Here is a 24,268-nt window from a genome sequence, read left to right as displayed (position 1 = left end):
ACGCGACTTTGCAGAGATTAAAAAGCCAAAAGTCGTTGAAAAATAAGCACTTAGAGAGGCCTATGAAAGTGACCTCTCAAGGCTTGACCGAGTGGTCACAGGATGTAGCGTGAAAGGTCCTCGTCCCGGCTCAGTGTCTGCAGGCGGGCGTCCACATAGGCAGCGTCAATGGTGATGGTCTGACCCGATAGGCGAGTCGCATCAAAACTCACCTCGTCCAGCAAGCGCTCCATCACCGTGGACAGGCGGCGTGCACCGATGTTCTCCGTGCGCTCGTTCACCTCAAAGGCGATGTGCGCCAGGCGCGTGATGCCCTCGGGTGCAAATTCGAGCGTGACGCCTTCGGTGGCCAGCAGGGCCTGGTACTGCTTGACCAGGGACGCATGGGTCTGCGTGAGGATGGCCTCAAAGTCCTTGACCGACAGCGACTCCAGCTCGACCCGGATGGGGAAGCGCCCCTGCAGCTCCGGGATCAGGTCGCTGGGTTTGGACAGGTGGAACGCCCCGGATGCGATGAACAGGATGTGGTCCGTCTTGATCATGCCGTACTTGGTGGACACCGTGGTGCCCTCCACCAGCGGCAGCAGGTCGCGCTGTACGCCCTGGCGCGACACGTCGGCACCACTGGTTTCCTGGCGCGCAGCCACCTTGTCGATCTCGTCGATGAAGACGATGCCGTTCTGCTCGGCATTGGCAACGGCGCGGGTCTTGATCTCTTCCTCGTTGACGAGCTTGCCCGCCTCTTCGTCGGTGATGAGCTTGAGGGCCTCGGCAATCTTGAGCTTGCGGGTCTTGCGCTTGTCCTGCCCCATCTGGCTGAACATGCCACGCAACTGCTCGGCCATTTCTTCCATGCCCTGGGGGCCCATGATTTCGAGTTGCGGGCGGCCTTCGGCGACATCGATCTCGATCTCCTTGTCGGCCAGCGCGCCTTCGCGCAGTTTCTTGCGAAAGACTTGGCGGGCCGTGTTGTCAGCCGCGGGCTCGGTGCCCGCGGCTGCGCGGGCCGGGGGAATCAGCACGTCCAGGATGCGCTCCTCGGCAGCATCTTCGGCGCGGGTGCGCACCTTTTTCATCTCGGACTCGCGGGTTTGTTTGACAGCCATCTCGGCCAGGTCGCGGATGATGGAATCCACGTCCTTGCCGACATAGCCGACCTCGGTGAACTTGGTGGCTTCGACCTTGATGAAGGGCGCATCGGCCAGCTTGGCGAGGCGGCGCGCAATCTCGGTCTTGCCCACGCCGGTCGGGCCGATCATGAGGATGTTCTTGGGTGTGATCTCCTGGCGCAGGCTGCCTTCGACCTGCTGGCGGCGCCAGCGGTTGCGCAGCGCAATGGCCACGGCACGCTTGGCGCTGGCCTGGCCCACGATATGGTGGTCCAGCTCGGAGACGATTTCCTGGGGGGTCATGGACGACATGGCGAAAATTCCAGTCAAATTGGGCTCTAGCGCTTATCTATCAAGCGCTAGCAGCTATCAAAAACGTATCAAATGCGGTCAAGACCGCCCTGCAAAAAACACCCGACCTACAAGGTCTCGATGGTGTGGTTCATGTTGGTGTAGATGCACAACTCGCCGGCAATCTCCAGCGACTTCTTGACGATGTCCTGCGCAGAGAGGTCGGTGTGGTTGAGCAACGCCTTGGCCGCCGAGTGCGCGTAGGCCCCGCCCGATCCAATGGCCACGATGCCCTGCTCGGGCTCCAGCACGTCGCCATTGCCGGTGATGATGAGCGAGGCCTCCAGATCGGCCACGGCAAGCATGGCTTCGAGGCGGCGCAGCACGCGATCGGTGCGCCAGTCCTTGGTGAGTTCAATGGCTGCCCGCACCAGGTGGCCCTGGTGTTTTTCGAGCTTGGCTTCAAAGCGCTCAAACAGGGTGAAGGCATCGGCCGTGGCGCCCGCAAAACCGGCCAGCACCTTGCCGTGGTGCAGCTTGCGCACCTTGCGCGCCGTGCCCTTGACCACGATGTTGCCCAGGGTGACCTGGCCATCCCCGCCAATGGCCACTTGAACGCCCTGGGGCGTCTGGCGGCGTACGCTCAGGATGGTGGTGCCGTGGAACACCGGGAGGTTGTCGTTTGATGAGTCCATAGCTGCGGCAGTTGAGGGCACGGGCAGCGCTTTCAAGGCGAAGCCGAACGCTAACTGCCACGAGCAGCCAGCGAATCTGTGGCCCTGCAGCCCACCCAAAAACTATGCAACGGTCACAGCCCGCACCCAGCCGCCGCGCAAGGGTTGCTCCGCCGCGCTGGTGGTACGCCCCATGGAGGTTTCAGTTCTTTCGGGGTACCACCCAAGCGTGCTCGTTGATACCGATCACGTTGAAGAAAATTGCCACCAGCCGCTGCAGGTTCTGGAACTGGATCACATGGCCGTGGCCCTGCTGCTCGGCCGCCCAGTTGAGCACCGAGCCCGCAGCCGCGAAGTCCACACGAATGAGCTTGTCGCAGGCAATGGTCAGCGGCACACCCGGGCGCAGGAAGGCCTGGAAAGGCTCCAGCAGTGGCGTGGCATCACCATCGATATAGCCGCTGAGCTGCGCCACGGGGCCCGCCTCCAGCGGAGCGGGGGCGGACAACTCACCCAGGTCGGAGGCCATGAAGTCGCTGTCGGCCGCCAGAGGCGCCGAGCCCGAAGACACACCCTCGTTGTCCGAATACCCGCAGCGCGGCGACGCCCACGACGGCGGTGAGACTTCGTAGGTGACGCAGTAATCCAGCGCCACCAGCTCGAACTCATCTGGCTTGCCCATGAGCCGCAGCGCCGCCATGCGCAGGCGCCACCACTCGGGGCTGGTGGCGCGGTCGCCAGACTGGGTTTTGGCATCCAGCAGGGCGTTGAGCTTTTCTACCCCGGAGAACACCAGTTGCACATCACGCTCGGCCCACTGGGTGAACTGGTCCGCCAGCAAAGGCACGGCAGCGTCATCGATAGCGCCCAAGCGGGCCCAGGACAGGGTCCAGGGCGACGCGGCGCGTGCCAGCGAGGCCTGGAGTGCGGCCACCGAAGACACAGCCAGCGTGGGCGGCGCGTTCCAGCTGAAATCGCGGCGCACCGCGCCTGCCGGTGCGGCTGCAGCCGTTCCAGGCGCAGCCGCTGCGGCGGGCGGTGCCATGCCCAATTGCTCGGGCATGGAAAACCACAGCGGTGCGGAGCGGCTGTACTGGGCGGCGAAGTCGATGGCCAGGGTGTCAAACCGGTCGTGCTGGCCCGTTGCACGGTACAGGTCGAACAGTGTCATCCAGATTTCGAGCTGGTCGTCGGGCGCATCCTGCTGGTGCTGGGCCAGCACATCGAGCAGGCCGGACTCAGCCCCGGCGTGGTCGCCATTGGCAAACCGGATGGCAGCTTCTTCTAAATCGGGTTCGTGCACGAATTCCTCCGGTTCGGATGCGGGCGCTGGCGTTACCGCAGTAGCTGCCGCAAGGCTGAAGGACGCTTCGCCAGGACCTGCACCCGCGAGCATTTGCGCATCGGTGCCGCCAAACCGGCCAATGGCCATGCTGTCATCGGCAAACAGCGGCTGGACACCGGCCTTGTTTTCGAGGGGCGCTGGCAGGCTGCCGGGTGCCGTGGGCGCATACGCCCTTGCGTGGGCGGAATCAGAGGACGCAGCTGCGTCGGCAGCAACAGGCATGGCGCCGGGTTGCGTGGGAGCCTCTGCGCCTTGCTTACTCTTCCACCACTGCTGCGACATCTGCGCTTCGATCTCGTCAATCTTCTTGAGCGTGACGGCCCGCTCGTCGGGCGAAGCCATGCTGCTCTGAAAGAACGAGGGGCGCCCTGCGGCGTCTTCCACACGCTGGCCTTGCAGCACCTCGCGCTGACGCAGCTTGCGCAACTGATCGAACTCGCGGCGCCGCACGAAATCGTTGCGGCGCTTGCGCTCGATCATCTCCTTGAGCATCTGCTTGCTGTACTGGCTCTCCCGGTCGTCCTGGATGGAGTCCAGCTCGGTCCAGTTCACCGTCGGGTTCTTCACGAACCGAACCACCTTCGACAGCAGGCCTCCGGGGGTGGTTTCTTCCTTGCTCATGGCTCAGGGTGCGCTTGGGGTTGATCAGGCCAGACGGCCCGGTCAATCACCAAACATCTTCTGCTTGAGTTCGCGGCGCTGTTGTGCTTCGAGGGACAACGTGGCAGTAGGACGCGCGATCAGGCGGCCCACACCAATGGGTTCGCCGGTTTCGTCGCAGTAGCCATAGTCACCTGCGTCGATGCGGGCAATGGACTGCTCGATCTTCTTGAGCAGCTTGCGCTCGCGGTCGCGGGTGCGCAGCTCCAGGGCGTGTTCCTCTTCGATCGTGGCGCGGTCGGCCGGATCGGGCACCACCACGGTGTCTTCACGAAGGTGTTCGGTGGTTTCACCAGCGCTGTTGTGGATCTCCTGCTTGAGCTGCACCAGCTTCAGTCGGAAGAAGGCCATCTGCTTGTCGTTCATGTACTCGTCGTCAGGCATGGCCATGACTTCGGCATCGGTCAACTCAGCGGCGGACTTGGTTTTCCAGTTGTTCGCCAGCTTGGGGTCTTTTTTGGCAGCCGTATACGTAGGCTGTGCTTGCGCGGTCGTGGGCATGGTATGTAGATAACTGGCTTTGGCAGCGGTCGAAGCCACTGTCTGTGCCATGGATGGTACGGTCAATTGGGCCAATCGTGAAGAAGGCCGGGTTGTGCGCACGGGTACCTGCGAGCCTGCTTGCAGCACGGGTGCCGGAGCAGGAGCCGCCACGGCGGGGGGGGCGGCCACCTTGGGCGCCGCAGCAGCCTTGGCAGTGGCCTTCGCAGCAACTTTGGGTGCCGCTGGGGCGGCGGCGCTTTTCGCCGCGGCAGGGGTTGCCTTGGTGGCCCCCTTGGATTTGCTGGTGTCGGCTTTCACTTCCTGGTCTCCTCGCAGTACGGGCGGGCCCTAGCTGCATTCGCAGCCAAGGGCGGGTGGCAAGCCTTCCGGGGTTTTACCGGGGCGCGATTGTATCGACCTGGGCTGACGCAAACGAAAACGTTGCAGATACAACACAAACACGCCGTTCTCCCCTGGGCGGCACAGGCCCCGGTGAGGGTCAGACCAGGCTTTGTTCCAGCCCCTGCAGGAAGATGTCCTTGGGCAGGTCAATGCCAATAAAGACCATCTTGCTCGTGCGCGTCTCACCCTCGGCCCATTGGGGTCCCAGATCGCTTCCCATGAGCTGGTGCACCCCCTGGAAGATCACCTTGCGTTCAGTGCCCTTCATATTAAGCACACCTTTGTAGCGCAGCATGCGCGGGCCGTAAATATTCACGATGGCCCCCAGGAAGTCCTCCAGCTTGGCCGGGTCGAATGGCCGGTCGGAGCGGTACACAAAACTCTTCACATCATCGTCGTGGTGATGGTGGTGACCATGTTCATGCTGGTGCGAGGGGTGGCTGCAGTGCTCGCCATGTTCGTGGTCATGATCATGGTGGTCGTGCCCGTCCCCTTCTTCCTTCAGGAAGTCTGGGTCGATATCCAGCTTGGCATTGAGGTTGAAGCCGCGCAGGTCCAACACCTCCTTGAGCGGCACTTCGCCAAAATGCACGGCCTTGATGGGCGCGCGCGGGTTCATGTGCTTGAGGCGATGGATCAGCGCCTCGGTCTCGTCCTTGGACACCAGGTCGGTCTTGGACAGGAAGATCTGGTCCGCAAAACCCACCTGGCGGCGCGCCTCCTGGCGGTCATTGAGCTGCTGGGGTGCGTGCTTGGCGTCCACCAGGGTGATGATGGAGTCGATGAGGTAGGTCTCGGCAATTTCTTCGTCCATGAAGAAGGTTTGCGCCACGGGCCCCGGGTCGGCCACGCCGGTGGTCTCGATCACGATGCGGTCAAAGTCGAGCAAGCCCTTGCGCTTTTTGGCCGCCAGCAGTTGCAGCGTCTCGCGCAGGTCTTCGCGGATGGTGCAGCAGATGCAGCCATTGCTCATCTGCACGATCTGCTCCTTGGACTCGGTCACGAGGATGTCGTTGTCGATGTTTTCTTCGCCGAATTCGTTCTCGATCACGGCAATCTTCTGGCCATGGGCTTCGCTCAAGAGGCGCTTGAGCAACGTCGTTTTGCCCGAGCCCAGGAAGCCGGTGAGGATGGTGACGGGGATCAGTGCCATAAATCTGTCTTTCAAGGGAATCAAATACTTGCGCTGCATGGCGCAGTGCCCCACCCAGGGGCATCTTTTTCAGTGTACCGAGGCTGTCAAGCCCCTGCTGGCACTTGGCCACACCTGAGCGCGGTCCGACCACCGTCCAGCCCGGCGGGGAACACAGGTAGCCAGGACCTGGAACCCTCTACGATAGGCCGCTGGTGGCAATCCATTGCCATCTTCACCATGACGCCACCCCTAACCGCCCGCCACACTCCGCTTGCCATCGAAGGTTTCGACACGGCGCACTGGCGGGCGCTGGCCGACAAGCGCTTGGACCACCCCTGGCAGGCGCTGCCGGACCACGTCCACCGCTCCAGCGCCGGGCGCCCCTGGCAGGGCCTCGCGGTGTGGCACCAGGTGGGCCCCGTGGGCGACCTGTACGTACCCGCCCACAGCAACTGCGTCATCCTGGTGCGCCGGGGCAACCCCACGCAGCTGCTGCAACGCCATGGAGACCTGGTGGGGGAAAGGCTCTGGCAGCGCGGCGAGTCCGTGATCCTGCCCGGCGACACCCCGAGCTTCTGGCGCAGCTCGGCCGTGCGCGACAACATCCACATCGACCTGGCCCCCGCTTGGCTGCATCGTGCCGCAGGCGGCGATGTGGCGCTGGGCCAGTGTTTCGGCCGCAAGGACCCGGTGCTCGCGGCCTTTGCCGACCTGCTTCTGGCGTCGCTGGACAACAACGCCTCACTGCAACCCGCGTTTGGCGAACACATCGCGATGGGCATTGCCATCCACCTCGTAGAAAACTACGCACTGCCCGGCGAGCGCCCGCGCACCGGCGCCACGCTCACCTCGCGGCAGATGCGCCAGTTGACCGAGGCCGTGATGGCCGGCCTGCACGAGCCCTGGCCGGTAGCCCGCCTGGCGGGCATCGCGGGGCTCAGCCCATTTCACTTTGCGCGCGCCTTCAAAATGTCGTTTGGCGCCACACCCCACGCCTGGGTGCACTTTCAGCGCATGGAGCTGGCCGCACGGCTGGTGCGCGATTCGCGCAAGCCCCTGCTGGAGATCGCCTTGCTCACCGGCCACCCCTCGGCGGCCCACTTCAGCCACGCCTTTCGCCGCCACTGGGGCGTAACGCCTTCGGACTATCGCCGCTCGTAGCGTGCCCAGTCGCCCCGGGGGGTCTCACCCCACCGCGCGCGATGCCCAGGTTTTCCCCTAGGTCCGCAGCTTTGCGATACCCACCGCAGTAATTGGAAAGCAGCCCCTGCGCCCTTGCGGCACAGTCGCACCGCACCACCGCAGTGGCACACCAAAACCAGGAGACAAACCATGACTACCCGCCGACAGTTCGCTGTCCAATTCGCCAGCCTGGCCGCGCTGGGCACGGGCATCGCCCCAGCCGCACACGCGCAGCAACCACCCGACCTGGCCCGCCTGCTGGTGGGCTTTCCGCCCGGGGGCAGCACCGACAACGTGGCACGGCGCCTGGCCGAGAAGCTGCGCGGGACCTATGCCGCCAACGTGCTCGTGGACAACAAGCCCGGCGCGGGCACCCAGATTGCTGTGAGCGCCCTCAAGGACGCCGCGCCCGACGGCACCACGCTGCTGCTGTCGCCGCCCTCCCCGTTCACCGTCTACCCCTACACCTACCGCAAGCTGCCCTATGCGCTGGAGGACGTGGCGCCCGTGTCCATGGCCTGCACCTTCCCGTTTGCGCTGGCAGTGGGGCCGGCTGTGCCCGACAGCGTGCGCACGCTGCAGGACTTTGTCGCCTGGGCCAAGGCCAACCCCGGCAAGGCCAGCTTCGGCTCGCCGGCGTCGGGCTCCACGCCGCATCTGGTGGGCAGCGTGCTGGGCAAGATGGCGGGCATCGACTTCACCCACATTGCCTACCGCGGCGATGCACCCGGGCTGCAGGACCTGATGGGGGGACAGGTGCCGGCCTATTCGACAGTGCTGGGCAGCTACCTGCCGCATCTCAAATCCGGCCGACTGCGCCTGCTGGCCGTCTCGGGCACCGAGCGCAGCGCCTTCGCGCCCGACCTGCCCACTTACCGCGAACAGGGCTTTGCGCTGGACATGACCGAATGGTTTGGTGTCTTCGTGCCCGCGCGCACGCCAACCGCCACGGTGCAGCGCGTTGCCGACGCCATGCGCGCTGCCGTGGCCCAGCCGGACTTCGTGCGCGGCCTGGCGGAATTCGGCATGACGGCACGCTCGTCCACACCGCAAGAGCTAGCCACGCGGCTGCGCGCCGAGGCCGAGCAGTGGCGGGTGCATGTGAAGAACATCGGCTTCACGGCGGACACCTGAGAAGAGAAGGCGAAAGAACCGTTTCATGACCACCCTGACAGCCTTGCCCCCAACAGCCTCGCCCCCTGTTGAAACCCCGGACACCCCGCTCTGGCAACCCAGCGCTGCACGCCGCGAGCGCGCCCTCATCACCGCCTTGGAGGCCTGGCTGGCGCGCGAGCGAGGCCTGCACTTTGGCGGCTACGAAGCCCTGTGGCAGTGGTCGGTGGACAAACCCGAAGCGTTCTGGAGCGCACTGCTGGCCTTCTTCGACGTGCCCATGGCGCAAGCCCCACGCCGCATGCGCTCGGACGACCCGATGCCCGCCACCCAATGGTTCGAAGGCGCGCGGCTGAACCTGGTGGACACCCTTTTGCGCCACACGCCCGGAGGCACGCAGCCCCATACACCGGCCATCGTGTTCGAGGACGAGTCCGGTGGCGCCGGAGAAATCTCGTGGCCCGAACTGCGCCGCCAGGTGGGCGCGCTGTCGCACACGCTGCGCACATTGGGCGTGCAGCCGGGCGACCGGGTGGTGGGCTACCTTCCCAACATCCCGCAAGCGGTGGTGGCCTTCCTCGCGGCCGCCAGCATCGGTGCGGTGTGGGCACTGTGTGCGCCCGACATGGGCCCCGTGAGCGTGAGCGATCGCTACCGCCAGATCGAGCCCAAGGTGCTGGTCGCGGTGGATGGCTACCGTTACGCGGGCAAACCGTTTGACCGCCGCGCTGCGCTGGGCGACATCCTGGACCAATTGCCCACGGTGAGCCACGTGGTCTGGGTACCCTGCCTCGACCCGGCGCCTGCGCCCCCCGTGCAGGCGCAGGCGCGCACCGTGGTGCACTGGGCCGATGCCGTGGCGGGCAACGCACCGCTTGAGCCGCTCGCACTCGCACCCGACCACCCGCTGTGGACGCTGTATTCATCCGGCACCACGGGCCTGCCCAAGGCCATCGTGCACGGCCACGGTGGCGTGCTGGCCAACAGCCTGGTGGCCATGGTGCTGCACAACGACCTGCACCCCGGCGACCGGGTGCTGTGGGCGGTCAACACCTCGTGGATGGTCTGGAACGCGCACGTCATGGGCTTGCTGGGTGGGGCCACCATCGTGCTATACGACGGCTCCGTCACCGGTGCGGCCGGCGGGGGCGCCGACCCCGACTGGGCCTATCTGTGGCGCCTGGTAGGCCGCCTTCGCGTGACCACCTTCGGCGTGGGAGCCGCCATCCACCACGCCTGCCTGAAGGCCGGTGTGGTGCCCCGGCAGGTGGCCGACCTGTCGGCCCTGCACACCGTGTGCTCCACCGGATCACCGTTGTCGCCCGAGGCCTACCGCTGGCTCTACTACGATGTCAAGGACGACTTCTGGCTCAACGTAGTCTCCGGCGGCACCGACATCGCAGGAGGTTTCCTGGTAGGCCTGCCCACGCTGCCCGTGCACCTGGGCGAGATGCAATGCCGCGCGCTGGGCGCCAGCGTGCAGGCCTGGAACGAGGCAGGCCAGCCGGTCATCGACGAGGTGGGCGAGCTGGTCTGTACCCGGCCCATTCCGTCGATGCCGCTGTACTTCTGGGGCGACGCCGACGGCACACGCTACAAAGAGAGCTACTTCGACACCTTCTACGACGCCGAGCAGCGCCCCGTGTGGCGCCAGGGCGACTGGCTGCGATTGGTGGCCCGGCCCGAGGCTGTGGGCGGCATCATCTACGGCCGCTCGGATGCCACCATCAACCGCCAGGGCGTGCGCATGGGCACGGCCGAGCTGTACCGCGTGGTCGAGGGGCTGGACGACGTGCTCGACAGCCTGGTGGTGGATCTGGAATACCTGGGCCGCCCGTCCTACCTGGCGCTATTCGTGCAGTTGCGCGCAGGCACCACACTCGACGAGCCGCTGCGCCAGCGCATCCGCCAGGCGCTGCGCACCGCGCTGTCGGTGCGCCACGTGCCCGACGAAATCCTGCAGGTGCCGGTCATCCCCAAGACCGTGACAGGCAAGAAGCTGGAGCTGCCCATCAAAAAGCTGCTTCTGGGTCACCCGGCCGAGCGGGTGCTCAACCGCGACGCGCTGGCGCAGCCCGAGAGCATCGACTGGTTTGCGCAGTTCGCCTCAGACTACCTGGCACGCACTGCACCCGATGCACTATCAATTTGATAGCTATTAGCGCATAAAATATAAGCGCTAGAGGCCAAAAACATCAAGATTTTCGCATCACCACCAGCCCCTTGAGGTACTCGCCCTCCGGAAACTCCAGCGTCATCGGGTGGTCGGGCGCGCCGCCCAGGCGCTCCAGGATGTAGCCGTCCACCCCTGCATCCGCTCCGGCCGAGGCCACGATCTTGTGGAACAGGTCGGCGCTGATGCCGCCCGAGCACGAGAAGGTGAACAGCACCCCGCCGGGCGACAGCAACTGCAGCGCCAGCCGGTTGATGTCCTTGTAGGCGCGCGCAGCCCGCTCGGCGTGGGCCGCCGTGGGGGCGAACTTGGGCGGGTCCAGGATGATGGCGTCAAAACGCTGGCCTTCCTTGAGGAACTGGCGCAGTGAAGCGTTCACGTCGGCATCCATAAAGCTCGCGCGGTTCGGGTCGAAGCCGTTGAGCGCCACGTGCGCACGGGCCCGCTCCAAGGCGGGACCGGACGAGTCGATGGACGTCACATGCCCATCGGCCACGGTGCCTGCAGCACGCATGCCCGCCAGTGCCGCCACGCTGAAGCCGCCGGTGTAGCAGAAGCAGTTGAGCACATGCTTGAAGCCCAGGCGCTGGGTGTAGTCGGCAAACCGCTTGCGGCTGTCGCGCTGGTCCAGGTAGAAGCCGGTCTTGTGGCCCTCGGCGATGTTGAGCGTCAGGCTCCACTGGTGTTCACGGATCGTGAGTTCAAGCGGCGGCCCTTCGCTATCGCCCGCCGTGCCCGTGGGCCCGCCGCGCAGCCAGCCCGTGGCGGGCTCCAGACCTTCCAGCGCACGCACGCTGGCGTCTGAGCGCTCGTACAGCTTGGTCAGGCCCGTCTCGCGCAGCAGCGCGTCGGCGATCACATCCTTCCAGCGCTCGGTGCCCGCGCTGGTGAACTGGGCCACCAGCGTATCGCCATAGCGGTCCACGATGAGCCCCGGCAGACCGTCGGATTCACCGTGCACCAGACGCACGCCATCGCTTTGCACATCAAATCGGGCTCTGGCGATTATGGATCGGGCGCAAGAAGCTATAAAAAAAGGAGCATCAATGCGCTGTGCTTCGTCAAAGCTCCACACCCGTGCGCGGATGCGCGAGGTCGGACTGAAGGCGGCCCAAGCAAGGAACTGGCCTTCGTGCGACTCCACACGCACGGTCTCGCCGCTATCGCCGCCGCCCTTGGCGATGGCCGATTCAAAGATCCAGGGGTGGCGGCGCAGGAGCGAGCGCTCCTTGCCAGGGCGAAGGCGAAGGGTTTTCATGCCCCGGATTGTGCGGGCTCACCGCTGCTGTCTAACCATCATCCCTTGAAAAACAGCATGCGCGGACCCCGCAGCAAGCCCGCCCATTTGCACAGAAGAACGCACCACAGCGCTGGTGATGAAATCATATCTATCACTTTGAAAATCATTTATTTGACAAATGTGATTGAATCTTCTTAGAATTCGCACAACTATCATTTTTATCAAAAAGACATGCCAGCGAATCTTCACACCCTATCCAGCCTGGGTTCTATCCCTGATGCAGCCCCAACGGTCTTGACGGATCTTCGCGAGTTCCTGGCATTCAAGATCGGCAACGAGGAGTACGGCGTAGATATCCTGCGGGTGCAGGAGATCCGTTCGTACGAAAAGCCCACCACCATCGCCAACGCCGCTGCCGACCTGAAGGGCGTGGTCAACCTGCGCGGCGTGATCGTGCCCATCATCGACCTGCGCCTGAAACTGGGCTTGCCAGAGGCTCGCTATGACCATCTGACCGTGGTGATCGTGCTCAATATTGGTCAGCGCGTCGTGGGCGTTGTGGTGGATGGCGTGTCTGATGTGCTCACGCTGGAGAGAGAGCAATTGCGCCCTGTCCCCGCACTCGACATGGACGCGGATCGGGACCACCTGCTGGCCATCGGATCGGTCGATGACCGGATGCTCATCCTGCTCGACATTGAAAAGCTCTTGGCACCCTCGCTGCCTTCGCCCCTCACCGTGCAATGACACGCTGTCGCATTGCCACGAAACACAACCACACCTACACGGAATCCCTATGAACTTCTTCAGAGCATTCGGCATTGCGAAACGCCTGCACCTGCTGTCCTTCGCACTCATCAGTGGCCTGACCCTGGTCGCGCTTCTCGCATGGTTCAACCTCTCCGAGGTCACCGCCCAAACCCGAAAGGTCGCCACAGAGTCCGTTCCCCACCAGTTGCGGCTGGCAGCCATGGAACTCAACGTCACACGATCATCTCTCCAGTTGCGCCATGCGCTGCTGGTCAGGACACCCAGCGACGTGAAGGCCACCTTGGCAGACATTGCGGAGAAAAAGAAGCTGATCGACACCGACCAGTTGGCGCTGGAGAAAACTGCTGTCACCACCACCGAAAAGACTGAATACGCTGCACTCGTTCAGGCGCTGGGCACGTTCTGGCAGATCGCAGGGCAAAACATCCAGTTGATTGAGCAGGGCAACAAGGAAGAAGGCTTCGACTTCCTGGTCGCCAAGACGATTCCTGCCCGCAACGTGGTGCTCGAAATGCTGAGCCAACAAAAGCAGCGCCAGAACACATCGCTGACCGAGAGCATTGGAAAGATCGAGTCAGATGCGAAACAAACGCTTTACAGCCTGGTGGCAGCCGTCGCGGCGATTGCAGCCGGTTTGATGGTGTTTTCCTGGTATGTCGGCAGCGTCCTTCAGCGCCGGGTGTCAGAAGCGCAAGTGATCGCAGCCCGCGTGCGCGATGGCGACCTGACCGGAGAGGTCATTGACAACGCCAACGATGAATTCAGCCCGCTGCTGCAAGCGCTCTCCGACATGCAGACATCGCTGACACAGGTTGTCTCGCAGGTACGCCAAGGCTCCGACAGCGTGGCCACTGCCAGCGCGGAGATATCGGCGGGAAACAGCGATCTCTCGGCACGCACCGAAAACCAGGCCAGTGCACTGGAAGAAACCGCAGCATCGATGGAGGAGCTGAACTCGACGGTTCGCCAGAACGCCGAGAACGCCCGCCAAGCCAATCAGCTCGCGCAGAACGCGTCGAACGTGGCAAGCCAAGGCGGCGAAGTTGTCGCAGACGTGGTCCGCACCATGAAAGACATCAACGACAGCTCCCGAAAGATCTCGGACATCATCGGTGTCATTGACGGCATCGCCTTCCAGACGAACATCCTGGCCCTGAACGCCGCCGTGGAGGCCGCCCGTGCGGGTGAACAAGGCCGGGGCTTTGCGGTGGTTGCGAGCGAGGTTCGTAGCCTGGCAAGCCGATCCGCAGACGCCGCGCGCGAAATCAAAGTGCTGATCGGTGCCAGTGTGGAGCGGGTAGAAGCCGGCTCCGCCCTCGTGGACCGGGCAGGCCAGACCATGAGCGATGTGGTCTCGGCGATTGGCCGCGTTACCGACATCATGGCGGAGATCAGCGCAGCCAGTTCCGAGCAGAGCCAGGGCGTGGACCAGGTGAACGAAGCTGTCACCCAGATGGACCAGGCTACCCAGCAGAACGCAGCACTGGTGGAGGAAATGGCAGCAGCAGCCAGCAGCCTCAACACCCAGGCAGCGGAGCTGGTCAACGTGGTTTCCTCCTTCAAGATTTCGCCCTTGGCTTTGGAAGAGCGCCCTGCGTTGGTGCCCGCACAAGGAGCGCTCAGCACATCCACCACATACGCTTCACGGCCTCCGATGACCCGGAAAGCCCCAAACCAGCGATCAGCGACCTCCGCCATCAAGGCGGCTGTCCGAAGTGTGGCAATGGCGAAATCGGGCGTAGCGCATCTGCCTTCGGCAAAACTCGTGACTGCCGCTCCACATGCAGAGAAAGAGTGGGAAAACTTCTAGGAACCCGCCGGACTTGGAAAACGTCTGTTGCAAGTTGCCCCCCAGGGGCAACTTTCGCTATCGACACTCCAAGCCCGACAGCCTCAAGGCCAGACGCCAGACGCCAGGCGTCAGCTGTTGAAGTCCCCTTGGAATGACCACCTTCGGGTGGTTTTTCTATTGTTCAGAAGCTGTGAAATGATCCACGTACCGGCAATAGGCTGCCGTTTGCGAGATGCAAAGGATTCAATTTTCGCCTTGAACAGAAACCACACGCAGCACCTGCTGCCGCAACTGTCGCCATCCCTGTTGCATAAGGTCAGAATCGCCCCCTGCAGCCCACTCCTCGGTGCTTCGCGCACACTGGGCAGCTGGCGCCTCACCCAGCATCGTCAACACTGACTTGAGGTTGTGCGCCACGCGCCGCAGCGCCTGTGCATCTTGCGCCGCCACGGCCAGATCGCCTTCCATCACATCTTGAGGAAATCGGGCCAGGCATGCCTGTCGATAAGCTTCGTAAAGCGCTCGGTTGCCGCCGAAAAACTCGGCCACTGGATTGTGTTGAGCAACGGTGACGACGGCGGAATCGGCCTGCGCCCCCAAGTCGAGGCTGGCCAGAGTCTCAGAAACACATGCCATCAGCGCCCCCACGGAGGCGGGTTTGTGCAGAACGCGCCAGACGTTGAGCAACTCCAGCGTGCACTGCGTGGCTGGGTCAATCCCACCACTGAACACCACGGTGCGGCAGGCCGCTCCCTGAGGCAAAAGATTTGTCTGCATCCAAACCAGTAGATCAAGGCCGGAGCCATCGGGCAGGGTCAGATCCGTGAGGACCAGGGGTGCCACTTCGGTGGTCAGCGCCTGCTTCGCCTCGGCGAGCGTGGCGCATGGCACCAGATTCACGCCGAGGGGATCGAGCGCCATCTGGACAAACCGGCGCACTGACGGATCGTCCTCTACCAACAGCACGCGCGGCTGCGTCACGACGGCGCTCAGGCCTTCTCGGCCACAGGACGTAGGAACCCCGCCAGCAACGCAGGCAGCTCCTGCACCAAGCGGGGCTTGTGCACCACAGGCAGCCCGGCCAGCGCAAAGGCGTAGGGGCTGCGCTGCTCTTCGTCGAGCGAGGTCACAACGATCAGACGGCTGCGCTGGAACTGGGGATGCGAGCGCAGACGCGCAATCAGCGTTGCGCCATCAATGCCAGGAAGAAGGATGTCCACAATCAGCACATCCGGCTGCAGTTCGCCCGCCATCGCCAAGCCAACGATGCCGTCGTCTGCCACATGCAGTTCCACTTGCGGGAAATCGTGCGCCATCAACAACTTCACCAGGGTCTGGAAATGTGCGGAATCCTCGATCAGCAACACCCGCTGGCCGTGTGTACCCGCTGGTTCGCGAGAAGCACCGACCTGCTCGGCGCGCCTGGGAGCAGCTTTGACCACCCCATCGTCTGGCGCGACCACCACACCAGACACGGCAACTTCGGCAACCGGTACAACGGGCTGGCCCTGACCCTGCCGCTGGGCCAGCCAGCGCTCGACCGATGCCTTCGCGATGCGCCGATGACCTCCTGGTGTTTTCCAGGCCTCCAGCTCACCCCGGTCCACCATCAGCTGAACAGAACGAACCGCCATGCCCAGCACCCGCGCCACATCACGGGTACTGCAATCCACCGGCAGCGAAGAGAGAAGACTGAGTTCCATAGTGGCGAATTTTATCACTTCAAAAAATCACTTTTGTGATAAAATTGATAAAACCAGTTACAGCAAGTACCCAACCATGAACAAACGCATTCTGATCATCGAAGACCATGCGGATATCCGCCGACTGATCCGCATGACCCTGGAGTTCGAAGACCACGACATCCATGAAGCCGTCAACGCCGACGAGGGCCTGGAGGCCGTGCGAACGCTGCGTCCCCAGTTACTGTTGCTGGACATCATGATGCCCGGAAGCATGGACGGACTCGATCTGTGCCGCCTTGTCAAAAGCGACCCGTCGCTGGGAAAACCCTGGGTGGTGCTCCTGACGGCTCGCGGGCAAAGCCAGGATATCGAGGCGGGGATGATGGCCGGGGCCGACGCCTATCTGCTCAAGCCCTTCAGCCCCCTCAAACTGATCGAAACCATCAACCACCTGGGCACAACCCCCGGCGAGGCGCCATGAACATGGTTGCAGCTGCACGCGAAAATACCCAGTTCAGCCCTGCGGCGGCTGACCAGATGGAGAAGATCGTCTTCGATCTGGGGCGCATGTACCAGGAACGCAACGAGGCGTTGCAGGAAGTGGCTCGCGCCCACCACGAGGCGCTGTTTCTGCTGTCCATGGCGGCGGAATACAAAGACGGGGACACGGGCATCCACATCGTGCGCATCGGATTCCTGGCCGAGGCCCTGGCACTTTTTTTGGGCGAGTCCAAGGACTACGCCCTGATGCTGCGCAAGGCGGCCCCCATGCATGACATTGGCAAGATCGGCATTCCTGACGAAGTGCTGAAGAAACCCGGCGCCTTCACGCCCCAAGAGCGCGCGATCATGAACCAGCACTCCGCCATCGGTGCAGATATCCTGGGCAAATCGCGCATCGCGCTGTTCCAGATGGCGGCCGAAATTGCGCTCGCACACCATGAACGCTGGGATGGCACGGGTTACCCGAACCAATTGGCAGGCCACGCCATCCCCCTGTCGGGGCGCATTGTGACCATCGTGGACTTCTACGACGCCCTGACCATGGACCGCGTCTACCGCCCGGCCTTCAGCCACGAGAAAGCGCTGGATATGCTCCTGGCAGAACGGGGCAAGGCCTTCGACCCGGACATCGTGGACTGCTTCCTGCGCAACAGCGCCGCCATTTCGGCCTTGCGTGAGCAAGTCACGGCCGGACGCATGACCTTCGCCGACCTGATCAACCGCAAGCAGGAGGCACCATGATCGTTCGTACATACCGAGTGCAGGCTGCGGTGCTCATGCTCCTGGCTACCGCTCTGGCCTCCTGGGGTGCCAGAGCAGGTGAGGTTCAGGACCGCGTTCAGGCCCGGGGTGAAGTCAGGGTCTGTATCTGGCCCGCGTACCAGCGCATCTCGTTTCGGGACCCGCGCTCCGGCCAGCTCAGCGGCCTGGACATCGATCTGGCTACGGCACTGGCGTCTGATCTGCGCGTCAAGCTGCGATTCGTGGACTCCTCCTTTGTCACCTTGGTGCAGGACCTGCAGGCAGGCACATGCGATGTAGCGATGTTCGGCATCGCCATGCTGCCGCAGCGCATGGAGCAACTCCAGTTCTCCACGCCCTATTTGCAAAGCGATATCTATGCCGTAACCACACGCACCAGCCGCATCGTGCGGCAGTGGAGCGACATCGACCAACCCGGCGTGCAGGTAGGCGTGCAGGCTGGAACATTCATGGAGCCAGTCATGCGGCAACGCCTCAAGCATGCAGGTCTCGTCTCCATCCACCTGCCACAGACACGCGAACGCGAGCTCATTGCGGGCCGCGTGGACGTCTTCATGACCGATTACCCCTACGGTCGTGCACTGATCGAAAGCACGGAATGGGCCGCACTGGTGGCCCCCCCCAAGCCGTTCTATACGCTCCCCTACGCCCATGCCAGCAAACCGGGCGACGTCGAATGGCGAGCCGTGCTCAACGCTTTTGTCGCCCGGATTCGGCAGGACGGCCGCCTGGAAACGGCGGCACGGCGCCACGGACTCGAAAGCATCCTTCTGAACTGATGCCCCTGCCATGAAACGATCCATTCCCTTTGCCAAGCTCAGCTTGCTGGAAGTTGCCAGCAGCAGGGCGCTCTTCGGGGGCACGCTTCTCATGCTGGCCGTAATCGTCGGCACCGCATCGCTGATGTGGCTGGAGTTCCGCCGCACAGAAGCTCAGGACCGCAAGCAGCTCGAACTACTGGCCAGCGTCATGGAGTCGCACGCCAGCCAGGTTTTCGACAACACCAAGCTCACCCTCGACAGCCTTGCGAAAAACCTGACCACCGAGAACCACACTCCCGCGCAGCTCGAAGCACAGCAGTCTTACCGCTTGCAAGGCCTGCCTTTTCTGCGCAGCATCGCCATCGTCAGCTCCGATGGGCACGTACTGGCCTCCACGACCGCCTCGGACCGGGGTGGCAAGGTGGATCTGCAGCGCCTGCCTCCTTCATCAGCGACCGATGAGCGGGTGGTCATTGGAGCCTGGGTGCATGGCCGCACACTCACCCAAGATATGCGCAATGCAGCCGTGCCAGCGGGCCTTGGCTACATTCCCATGGTGCGCCTGGTTCGCCTGCCATCGAACGCTGTGGTGACGTTGGTGGCACAGATCAATCCCGACGCCCTGGCCACCTACCAGCGGCAGTTGATGGAGGCAGGCCACCCTGGCACACAGGTCATGCTGGCATTGGACAACGGGACCTTGCTCACCCAGGTGGGCAACGACACCTTGAATCTTGGAAGCAGCCTGGGCACCCACCCTTTGTTCCAGGGTTTGCTGCCAGCGCACAAAGGAACTTACGGCCCGCTGCAAACCTTTCAGGCCCGTAGCCTGGGCGCCTGGCGCAGCTCCAATAGCCAGCCTCTGGTGGCTTTTGTAGAGCAACCCTATGAAGCCACGACCCAGCAGTGGCTGGACGCAATGCGAGGACCGCTGCTGTTCATGGGGGTGGCCTTGGCGCTGATAGGACTTCTCACCCATGCGTCCTGGCGCAATGCCCGCGCAAAAGAAGTTGCGCAACGTGAACGCGATGAGGCCCAGCAAGAAACCGCACGGCGCGAACAAGAGCTGTCGGTCCTGTTCCGAAGTGTTCAGGAGCTGATCTTCCGCACCGATGCCCAAGGGACCATCCGGTTCGTCAATCCCCGCTGGCATGCCATTACCAGCCAACCACCCGAATCGGCCCGAGGCCAGCGTCTGCGGGACGTCGTCCACCCCGAGTGCCGCGATGGCGTGGATGCCCTGTTCGACGCCACCCAGCCCCCGGGCGTGCGCATGGCGCAGGTCCGCCTCACGGGACCCGCGGGAGAAACGCGCGCGCTGGACATCTCGGTGGTTCCGCTGCGTGACCGGTCGGGTCAGTTGCGCGGCTTTGCGGGCAGCGCGGTGGATGTGACAGCCCTGCTGGCCGCCCAGCAAAGCCTGCAAGAGCAGTTGGCCCTCACAAGCCAGGTGCTCGAATGCAACCCGTTGCCCATCTGCATGACCGACACCGAAGGACGTCTTCTCTCGGTCAACCAGGCCTGGGAAAGTTTCATGGGGCTGTCGCGCAAAAGCGTCCTGGGGATGCGCAACATCGACTTTCTGCCCAAGCAGGAGGCGCAGGCGTACTGCGCACACCAAGAACAACTGTTGCGCGAGGGCGGTCGTGTCCGCTACGAAGAGCGCATGCGCCGACCCGATGGCAGCTTCCGGGATGTGCAGGTCACCAAGGTGCTCGTCACCACCAACGGCAAGCAGCCCATCGGTATCCTGACCGCCAAGATGGACATCACGGAATTCCGGGCCGCACGCGATCTGGCCGAAGAGGCGTCGCGCTCCAAGTCGGAATTTGTGGCCAACATCAGCCACGAGTTGCGCACGCCCCTGCAATCCATCCTGGGCTTCTCCGAACTCGGACTGGCGCGGGGCCGCCATCAATCCAAGCTGGCGTCCATGTTCAGTGACATCCACGACGCGGGCCAGCGCATGCTGGTGCTGGTCAATGACCTGCTCGACATCGCAAAGATCGAGAGCACGGTTGGAGCCTTCCAATTCGAGCGCGCCGACGTGCGCGATCTCATCGAGGAAGTGGCGGCAGAGATGGAGTTGCTGCTGGACCGCAAACGCCTGGGCCTGGGCTTGCGACTGGGCCGCATGCCTCTGATCGCCAAAGTGGATCCATCGCGCTTTCAGCAAGTGGTACGCAATGTCTTGAGCAACGCCATCAAGTTCTCGTCCGAAGACAGCATCATCGACATCACCGCCGGAGTCTCGGACGACCACAGCATCCACATCCAGGTGCGCGATCAAGGCCCGGGCATACCTCCCGCAGAGCTGGAGACCGTGTTCCAGGCCTTCGTGCAATCGAGCAAGACGCGCGATGGCTCCGGCGGAACGGGCCTGGGCCTGGCGATATGCCGCAAGATCGTCGAAGCACATGGGGGGCGCATCCATGCCACCAACGGGCCCGACGGCGGTACCATCTTCCATATCATGCTGCTCACCGCAGGCTACACGGACACGATGCCAGCCCCGCTCACATGAACAGGAAGCCCAGCACGCCCCAATCCTCCGACTGGCGTAGCAGCCCGGCGCTGATGTACTTTGTGGTGGCCTGCGTTTTCAGCGCTGTAGTGCTGCTGGGTGCCTGGGCCACCATGGCCGCCATGCTGCGCTGGCAGTGGAAAGAAACCCTGGACGCAGAGATGCGCCAGAACACCAACACCGCCCTGGCACTGAAGGAGCACACGCTGCGCATCCTGGACACGGTGGACCAGGCAATGTGGCGTTTGCAGCATACCGCCGAAGACGGACCACTCAACGGCGAGGACCTGGCAACCATCGCCAATGAAACCGGCATGGTGCCGCACATCCTGACGCAGTTGTCCTTCGTGGGCCCCGATGGCCGCTTTCAGGGCAGCAACCTAGACCCCGACGGCTCGCGCAGCAACCATGTGAGCCTGATGGACCGCGACCATATCCGGGTGCACTTGCTGCCCGCCGAAGCGGCCCCGCCCAGCTCTGGCATGCTGCACAACGGCCTTTTCATCAGCAAGTCCCTGCTGGGCAAGGTGTCGGGGGTATCGACCATCCAGCTCTCACGCAAAGTCACGGCCGCTGATGGGCGCGTGCTGGGGGTGGTGGTGGCGTCACTCAATCCACGCCATTTCGCCGACGTGTACCGGGGCGTGCAACTGGGCAGCGACGGCGGTGTGGGACTTGCGGGGCTTGACGGAGTGATCCGCGTGCGTGTGTTGGGGGGGGCCAGCACAGAAGTTGGGATGCAGCTGCCCGCACCCCTCCTGCAAGCACTGCGCAGCCAGGACAGCGGGGCCATGTTGTCGCCATCGTCCGACGCCAGACTGCGCATTATTGGTTTCAGCCGTGTCGGAAGTTACCCGCTTGCCGTACTGAGCGGCACCTCAGAAGAACACTCTTTCGCCCGCTGGCGCACCACACGCAATACGATCCTGTGGTTGACGGCACTGTTGAGCCTGGCGGTTGTGGCCTTTGTCGCCGTATTTCTGGGAAGCATACGCAGGTTGGCAGTCAGCCACGCGGCACTGACCCGCAGCGAGGCCGAAGCCCAGCGCGCCAACCAGGCCAAAAGCGAATTCCTGGCCGCCATGTCGCACGAGCTGCGTACTCCGCTGACAAGCATCCGCGGCTTTGCCGAACTCATGGAGCTGCGCAGCAACGATCCACAGACCCGGGAGCAATCGAGCCTTATCCGCCAGGGCGCTGAGCACCTGAACGCTCTGCTGACGGAAATCCTCGACCTGGCGCGGATTGAAGCGGGTGCCATGCCAACGCACCCCGAGTCCGTGGAACTGCCCGGTCTGCTGCACGATGTGATCGAGCTGTTCCGTGTCAGTGCAGTGGCCAAATCGCTGGCGCTCACGTCGACCACGGCCGCCAACGTCCCGAACTCTCTGCTAACCGACCGCCTCAAGCTCAAGCAGATCCTGAACAATCTCTTGTCCAATGCCATCAAATTCACCCCGTCGGGCACCGTGTGCCTGGCCGTGGATACCAGCGCAGACGGTCACCATGTGCAGTTCCATGTCACAGACACAGGCCCGGGTATCCCGGAAAACCTGCACGAGGTCATTTTCGAAAAGTTCAGCCAGGGCCACGCCCGCGTCAGCTACCAACACGGGGGCACCGGACTGGGGCTGTCGCTGTCTCGTGCGCTTGCCCAACTGCTGGGCGGCACGTTAACCGTCAAGTCCCGGGTGGGCGAGGGCTCCACATTTACGCTGTCGCTGCCTCTGCAAATTCCGCCGAAAGCCGCCCCGCCGTTCGTATAAGCCGCATTGCTTACCACTGCGGGGCCGATACACCGACACCGCAGTAGTTCATTGGTTGTGCATCAGCGGCGACGGCGTGCAAAGGCCGTGGTGAAACAGCCCATCAGAATCGACAAAATGATCATCCCCCACTGGGACAGCGTAGGAATGGGTGACGCAAACCCGATCTGGCTTGCCGGCGAACACACTTCCAGACCCGGCGTGGCCCCGGTCGCGGCCACTGGCGTCACACAGAAAAACAGGAAGTTGCCCATATCGCCTGCCACCGGGGTATACCCCATCGTTGTGGCGACATTCGTTCCTGCCACCACGCTGTTGCTGGGGCTGCGCACCCAGCGGAAGGTGGACGCACCCTGCACGTCTGCATTGGCGTCCGTGTAGGTGTAGTTGCCTGTGGCGGGTTGCCCAATGGTCGGCACGCCCGCAACGGACACGGACAGGGCCACAGGGGGCACCTGCGCAACCACCGAGATTTGCACCGTCGCATCGTCACAAAGAGCCGCGTTCGGAGCAGGCAGGCACACCCGGTAGGTGAATGTGTCGGTCCCGCTGAAGCCAGCATTCGGCGTGTAGGTATAGGCACCCGTCGCGCTGTTCAGATTCAGGGTGCCGTTGGCAGTGCTCGCGAGCACCGCGTACGTGGAACCCACCGGGGCGGAATCATTGCCTGTCACCGAAGCATTGAACGGCACCCCTTGGGTGGCGGGGCCTGCATTGTCATCTACCGCATTCGGGCCGACGGTCACTGTGACCGTAGCGGGGACGCAGGTTGCCTGATCAGGTGCTGGCTTGCACTGTTGATAGGTGAACGTATCCTGGCCTGAAAAACCAGGTTGCGGCGTGTAGGTGTAGGCCCCCGTGGATGGATCGAGCACCACAGAGCCGTTGGCGGGTGTCGCAACCACGGCAAAAGTGGAGCCAGCCACGGTCGTGTCGTTGGTGGCCACATTGCCCGGCACAGGGGTGTTGAACGGGGTGGTGGCCGTGTCGTCCACAGCGCCGATGGCTCCAGGCGGCAAGGTCACCGTCACGGTTCCAACATCCACCCAGGTGCCTGGCACCGTGGCTGCATCGGTCACGGCCAGGTTGTCCAGCTCGAAGCCCCCTCCTCCAGCGTGGCGGACAACGATGGTCCTGAAATTGACGCTGGCCCCCCGCAGCAACAGGTTGATGTAGCCATAGGGCTCTCCTGTATTGCGACCCGCAGGCGGGTTGGGGTTGCCAAAGTAGTCCGCCTTGGCGTACGAATTGCCGTCGATCGCCGTGATGTTGCCGCCCCCACCCAGCAGCGTTGTCAGCGAGTTCGTCGTGAACTGCGCCAACAAGGTGTTGGTGTCGTCATAGAACTCGATGGTGTTGCCGGCGTTGCCCGCCGACCACCAGAATCCAACGTACTTCCGGTCGCCAATCAGGGTGATGGTGACCTGGTTGCCGTTTCCTATAGCAAGGTAGTTCCCTGTCCCATCTGCGCCACCGTACTGGTCCGCCGCAGTGCGGTTGACACCCCCGGTGGCACCCGTCCAAGCCCCGATGGCAAAACTCCCCGTCGCACCAATTGCCCCCGCTGCATCCGAGAAGGTTTCAACAATGGCGCCCGATCGCGTCGTGTTCTGTTCGCCGGGCGGTGAAAGGTATACGTCCAGAGTCTGAGCGCCAGCGTTGAAGCCACTCAGCAAAGAAGCCGCGCCAATCAGCACGGCAGACAAGGTCGGGGGACGCAGCAGAGAACCGGGGAAGCGCATAGATCGGGAGAGGCTCAAAAGTGTGGCCGCGATCATAGGGGGGCTGTTACGCAAAGCGACAAGCGCCACAGAAATGCAACATTTGTTGACAATCTGCCACCTGCTGCGGCCGCGAGCTCCAGAGTGACTCCCTCTGAATGCGGGGTCAGCAGCC

20 protein-coding genes are annotated in these 24,268 nt (G+C 63.4%); 10 read left to right on the top strand and 10 right to left on the bottom strand.

The window, feature by feature from the left end:
• Nucleotides 1–95: 95 nt before the first annotated feature.
• From hslU to KW832_RS02100, 5 genes are all read right to left on the bottom strand, one after another.
• Nucleotides 96–1,421 carry an ATP-dependent protease ATPase subunit HslU gene (hslU, locus tag KW832_RS02120; protein ID WP_176888331.1) on the bottom strand — a complete coding sequence of 442 codons (1,326 nt, stop codon included), beginning with the start codon at nt 1,419–1,421 and terminating at the stop codon, nt 96–98.
• Nucleotides 1,422–1,528: 107 nt separating this feature from the next.
• A complete protein-coding gene (gene hslV / locus KW832_RS02115) occupies nt 1,529–2,095 on the bottom strand; it encodes an ATP-dependent protease subunit HslV (protein ID WP_218298803.1) in 567 nt (188 codons plus the stop codon).
• 181 nt (nt 2,096–2,276) lie between these two features.
• A complete protein-coding gene (locus KW832_RS02110; RefSeq protein ID WP_218298804.1) occupies nt 2,277–4,040 on the bottom strand; it encodes an STAS domain-containing protein in 1,764 nt (587 codons plus the stop codon).
• Nucleotides 4,041–4,082: 42 nt separating this feature from the next.
• On the bottom strand, nt 4,083–4,880 hold the full coding sequence (dksA, locus tag KW832_RS25835) for an RNA polymerase-binding protein DksA (protein ID WP_082437502.1): 798 nt from the start codon (nt 4,878–4,880) through the stop codon (nt 4,083–4,085).
• Between the two features lie 181 nt (nt 4,881–5,061).
• Nucleotides 5,062–6,117 carry a GTP-binding protein gene (locus KW832_RS02100; protein WP_218298805.1) on the bottom strand — a complete coding sequence of 352 codons (1,056 nt, stop codon included), beginning with the start codon at nt 6,115–6,117 and terminating at the stop codon, nt 5,062–5,064.
• A 219-nt stretch (nt 6,118–6,336) separates the two neighbouring features.
• On the opposite strand from KW832_RS02100, the gene KW832_RS02095 reads away from it, so the two are divergent.
• From KW832_RS02095 to KW832_RS02085, 3 genes are all read left to right on the top strand, one after another.
• Complete coding sequence (locus tag KW832_RS02095) at nt 6,337–7,260, top strand: helix-turn-helix domain-containing protein (RefSeq protein WP_218298806.1); 924 nt, start codon at nt 6,337–6,339, stop codon at nt 7,258–7,260.
• A gap of 171 nt (nt 7,261–7,431) precedes the next feature.
• The gene (locus KW832_RS02090; RefSeq protein ID WP_218298807.1) at nt 7,432–8,415 is read left to right on the top strand and encodes a Bug family tripartite tricarboxylate transporter substrate binding protein; all 984 of its coding nucleotides are present in this window, start codon (nt 7,432–7,434) and stop codon (nt 8,413–8,415) included.
• 25 nt (nt 8,416–8,440) lie between these two features.
• Nucleotides 8,441–10,546, top strand: a complete 2,106-nt coding sequence (locus KW832_RS02085; protein ID WP_218298808.1) for an acetoacetate--CoA ligase — start codon at nt 8,441–8,443, stop codon at nt 10,544–10,546.
• Between the two features lie 43 nt (nt 10,547–10,589).
• On the opposite strand, the gene KW832_RS02080 is transcribed toward KW832_RS02085, so the two are convergent.
• Together KW832_RS02080 and KW832_RS02075 are read right to left on the bottom strand one after the other, a co-directional pair.
• Complete coding sequence (locus tag KW832_RS02080) at nt 10,590–11,825, bottom strand: class I SAM-dependent rRNA methyltransferase (protein WP_218298809.1); 1,236 nt, start codon at nt 11,823–11,825, stop codon at nt 10,590–10,592.
• An 18-nt stretch (nt 11,826–11,843) separates the two neighbouring features.
• Nucleotides 11,844–12,056 (bottom strand): hypothetical protein, encoded by a 213-nt coding sequence (locus KW832_RS02075; RefSeq protein ID WP_218299116.1) that lies wholly within the window; start codon nt 12,054–12,056, stop codon nt 11,844–11,846.
• 45 nt (nt 12,057–12,101) lie between these two features.
• On the opposite strand from KW832_RS02075, the gene KW832_RS02070 reads away from it, so the two are divergent.
• The gene (locus tag KW832_RS02070; RefSeq protein ID WP_255577464.1) at nt 12,102–12,554 is read left to right on the top strand and encodes a chemotaxis protein CheW; all 453 of its coding nucleotides are present in this window, start codon (nt 12,102–12,104) and stop codon (nt 12,552–12,554) included.
• A 49-nt stretch (nt 12,555–12,603) separates the two neighbouring features.
• On the top strand, nt 12,604–14,388 hold the full coding sequence (locus KW832_RS02065; RefSeq protein WP_218299090.1) for a methyl-accepting chemotaxis protein: 1,785 nt from the start codon (nt 12,604–12,606) through the stop codon (nt 14,386–14,388).
• Between the two features lie 225 nt (nt 14,389–14,613).
• Here KW832_RS02065 and KW832_RS02060 read toward each other — a convergent pair whose 3' ends face one another.
• Together KW832_RS02060 and KW832_RS02055 are read right to left on the bottom strand one after the other, a co-directional pair.
• On the bottom strand, nt 14,614–15,351 hold the full coding sequence (locus KW832_RS02060) for a response regulator (RefSeq protein WP_218298811.1): 738 nt from the start codon (nt 15,349–15,351) through the stop codon (nt 14,614–14,616).
• Nucleotides 15,352–15,359: 8 nt separating this feature from the next.
• A complete protein-coding gene (locus tag KW832_RS02055; RefSeq protein WP_218298812.1) occupies nt 15,360–16,073 on the bottom strand; it encodes a response regulator in 714 nt (237 codons plus the stop codon).
• Nucleotides 16,074–16,149: 76 nt separating this feature from the next.
• On the opposite strand from KW832_RS02055, the gene KW832_RS02050 reads away from it, so the two are divergent.
• Genes KW832_RS02050 through KW832_RS02030 form a run of 5 tightly spaced genes read left to right on the top strand, consistent with a single transcriptional unit; the run spans nt 16,150 to nt 22,372 of the window.
• Complete coding sequence (locus KW832_RS02050; protein WP_055399596.1) at nt 16,150–16,536, top strand: response regulator transcription factor; 387 nt, start codon at nt 16,150–16,152, stop codon at nt 16,534–16,536.
• Nucleotides 16,533–17,300 (top strand): HD-GYP domain-containing protein, encoded by a 768-nt coding sequence (locus KW832_RS02045; RefSeq protein WP_370628605.1) that lies wholly within the window; start codon nt 16,533–16,535, stop codon nt 17,298–17,300. The genes KW832_RS02050 and KW832_RS02045 overlap by 4 nt, the downstream gene beginning before the upstream one ends.
• Nucleotides 17,297–18,100 carry an ABC transporter substrate-binding protein gene (locus tag KW832_RS02040; protein WP_218298813.1) on the top strand — a complete coding sequence of 268 codons (804 nt, stop codon included), beginning with the start codon at nt 17,297–17,299 and terminating at the stop codon, nt 18,098–18,100. Before KW832_RS02045 ends, KW832_RS02040 begins: the two co-directional genes overlap by 4 nt.
• Before the next feature lie 10 nt (nt 18,101–18,110).
• Nucleotides 18,111–20,606: a PAS domain S-box protein gene (locus tag KW832_RS02035; protein ID WP_218298814.1), complete on the top strand. Its 2,496-nt coding sequence runs from the start codon at nt 18,111–18,113 to the stop codon at nt 20,604–20,606.
• Complete coding sequence (locus KW832_RS02030) at nt 20,603–22,372, top strand: ATP-binding protein (protein ID WP_255577463.1); 1,770 nt, start codon at nt 20,603–20,605, stop codon at nt 22,370–22,372. Before KW832_RS02035 ends, KW832_RS02030 begins: the two co-directional genes overlap by 4 nt.
• A gap of 62 nt (nt 22,373–22,434) precedes the next feature.
• On the opposite strand, the gene KW832_RS02025 is transcribed toward KW832_RS02030, so the two are convergent.
• Nucleotides 22,435–24,183, bottom strand: coding sequence for an IPTL-CTERM sorting domain-containing protein (locus tag KW832_RS02025; RefSeq protein WP_218338449.1), 1,749 nt, complete (start codon nt 24,181–24,183; stop codon nt 22,435–22,437).
• Nucleotides 24,184–24,268 lie beyond the last annotated feature (85 nt).

The organism is Acidovorax sp. sif0632 (assembly GCF_019218805.1).
GTDB classification, from domain to species: Bacteria; Pseudomonadota; Gammaproteobacteria; order Burkholderiales; family Burkholderiaceae_C; genus Acidovorax; species Acidovorax facilis.
The sequence above is the reverse complement of the archived record's forward strand: the minus strand, read 5'-3'. Positions and strand labels throughout refer to the sequence as shown.

What these genes read in the sequence shown, in the direction of transcription:
- KW832_RS02100 (WP_218298805.1), bottom strand. Translation starts at nt 6,117, where the DNA reads ATGGCACTGATCCCCGTCACCATCCTCACCGGCTTCCTGGGCTCGGGC.
- KW832_RS02085 (WP_218298808.1), top strand. Translation starts at nt 8,441, where the DNA reads ATGACCACCCTGACAGCCTTGCCCCCAACAGCCTCGCCCCCTGTTGAA.
- KW832_RS02090 (WP_218298807.1), top strand. Translation starts at nt 7,432, where the DNA reads ATGACTACCCGCCGACAGTTCGCTGTCCAATTCGCCAGCCTGGCCGCG.
- KW832_RS02095 (WP_218298806.1), top strand. Translation starts at nt 6,337, where the DNA reads ATGACGCCACCCCTAACCGCCCGCCACACTCCGCTTGCCATCGAAGGT.
- KW832_RS02040 (WP_218298813.1), top strand. Translation starts at nt 17,297, where the DNA reads ATGATCGTTCGTACATACCGAGTGCAGGCTGCGGTGCTCATGCTCCTG.
- KW832_RS02050 (WP_055399596.1), top strand. Translation starts at nt 16,150, where the DNA reads ATGAACAAACGCATTCTGATCATCGAAGACCATGCGGATATCCGCCGA.
- KW832_RS02035 (WP_218298814.1), top strand. Translation starts at nt 18,111, where the DNA reads ATGAAACGATCCATTCCCTTTGCCAAGCTCAGCTTGCTGGAAGTTGCC.
- KW832_RS02080 (WP_218298809.1), bottom strand. Translation starts at nt 11,825, where the DNA reads ATGAAAACCCTTCGCCTTCGCCCTGGCAAGGAGCGCTCGCTCCTGCGC.
- KW832_RS02045 (WP_370628605.1), top strand. Translation starts at nt 16,533, where the DNA reads ATGAACATGGTTGCAGCTGCACGCGAAAATACCCAGTTCAGCCCTGCG.
- KW832_RS02030 (WP_255577463.1), top strand. Translation starts at nt 20,603, where the DNA reads ATGAACAGGAAGCCCAGCACGCCCCAATCCTCCGACTGGCGTAGCAGC.
- hslV (WP_218298803.1), bottom strand. Translation starts at nt 2,095, where the DNA reads ATGGACTCATCAAACGACAACCTCCCGGTGTTCCACGGCACCACCATC.
- KW832_RS02065 (WP_218299090.1), top strand. Translation starts at nt 12,604, where the DNA reads ATGAACTTCTTCAGAGCATTCGGCATTGCGAAACGCCTGCACCTGCTG.
- KW832_RS02110 (WP_218298804.1), bottom strand. Translation starts at nt 4,040, where the DNA reads ATGAGCAAGGAAGAAACCACCCCCGGAGGCCTGCTGTCGAAGGTGGTT.
- hslU (WP_176888331.1), bottom strand. Translation starts at nt 1,421, where the DNA reads ATGTCGTCCATGACCCCCCAGGAAATCGTCTCCGAGCTGGACCACCAT.
- KW832_RS02055 (WP_218298812.1), bottom strand. Translation starts at nt 16,073, where the DNA reads ATGGAACTCAGTCTTCTCTCTTCGCTGCCGGTGGATTGCAGTACCCGT.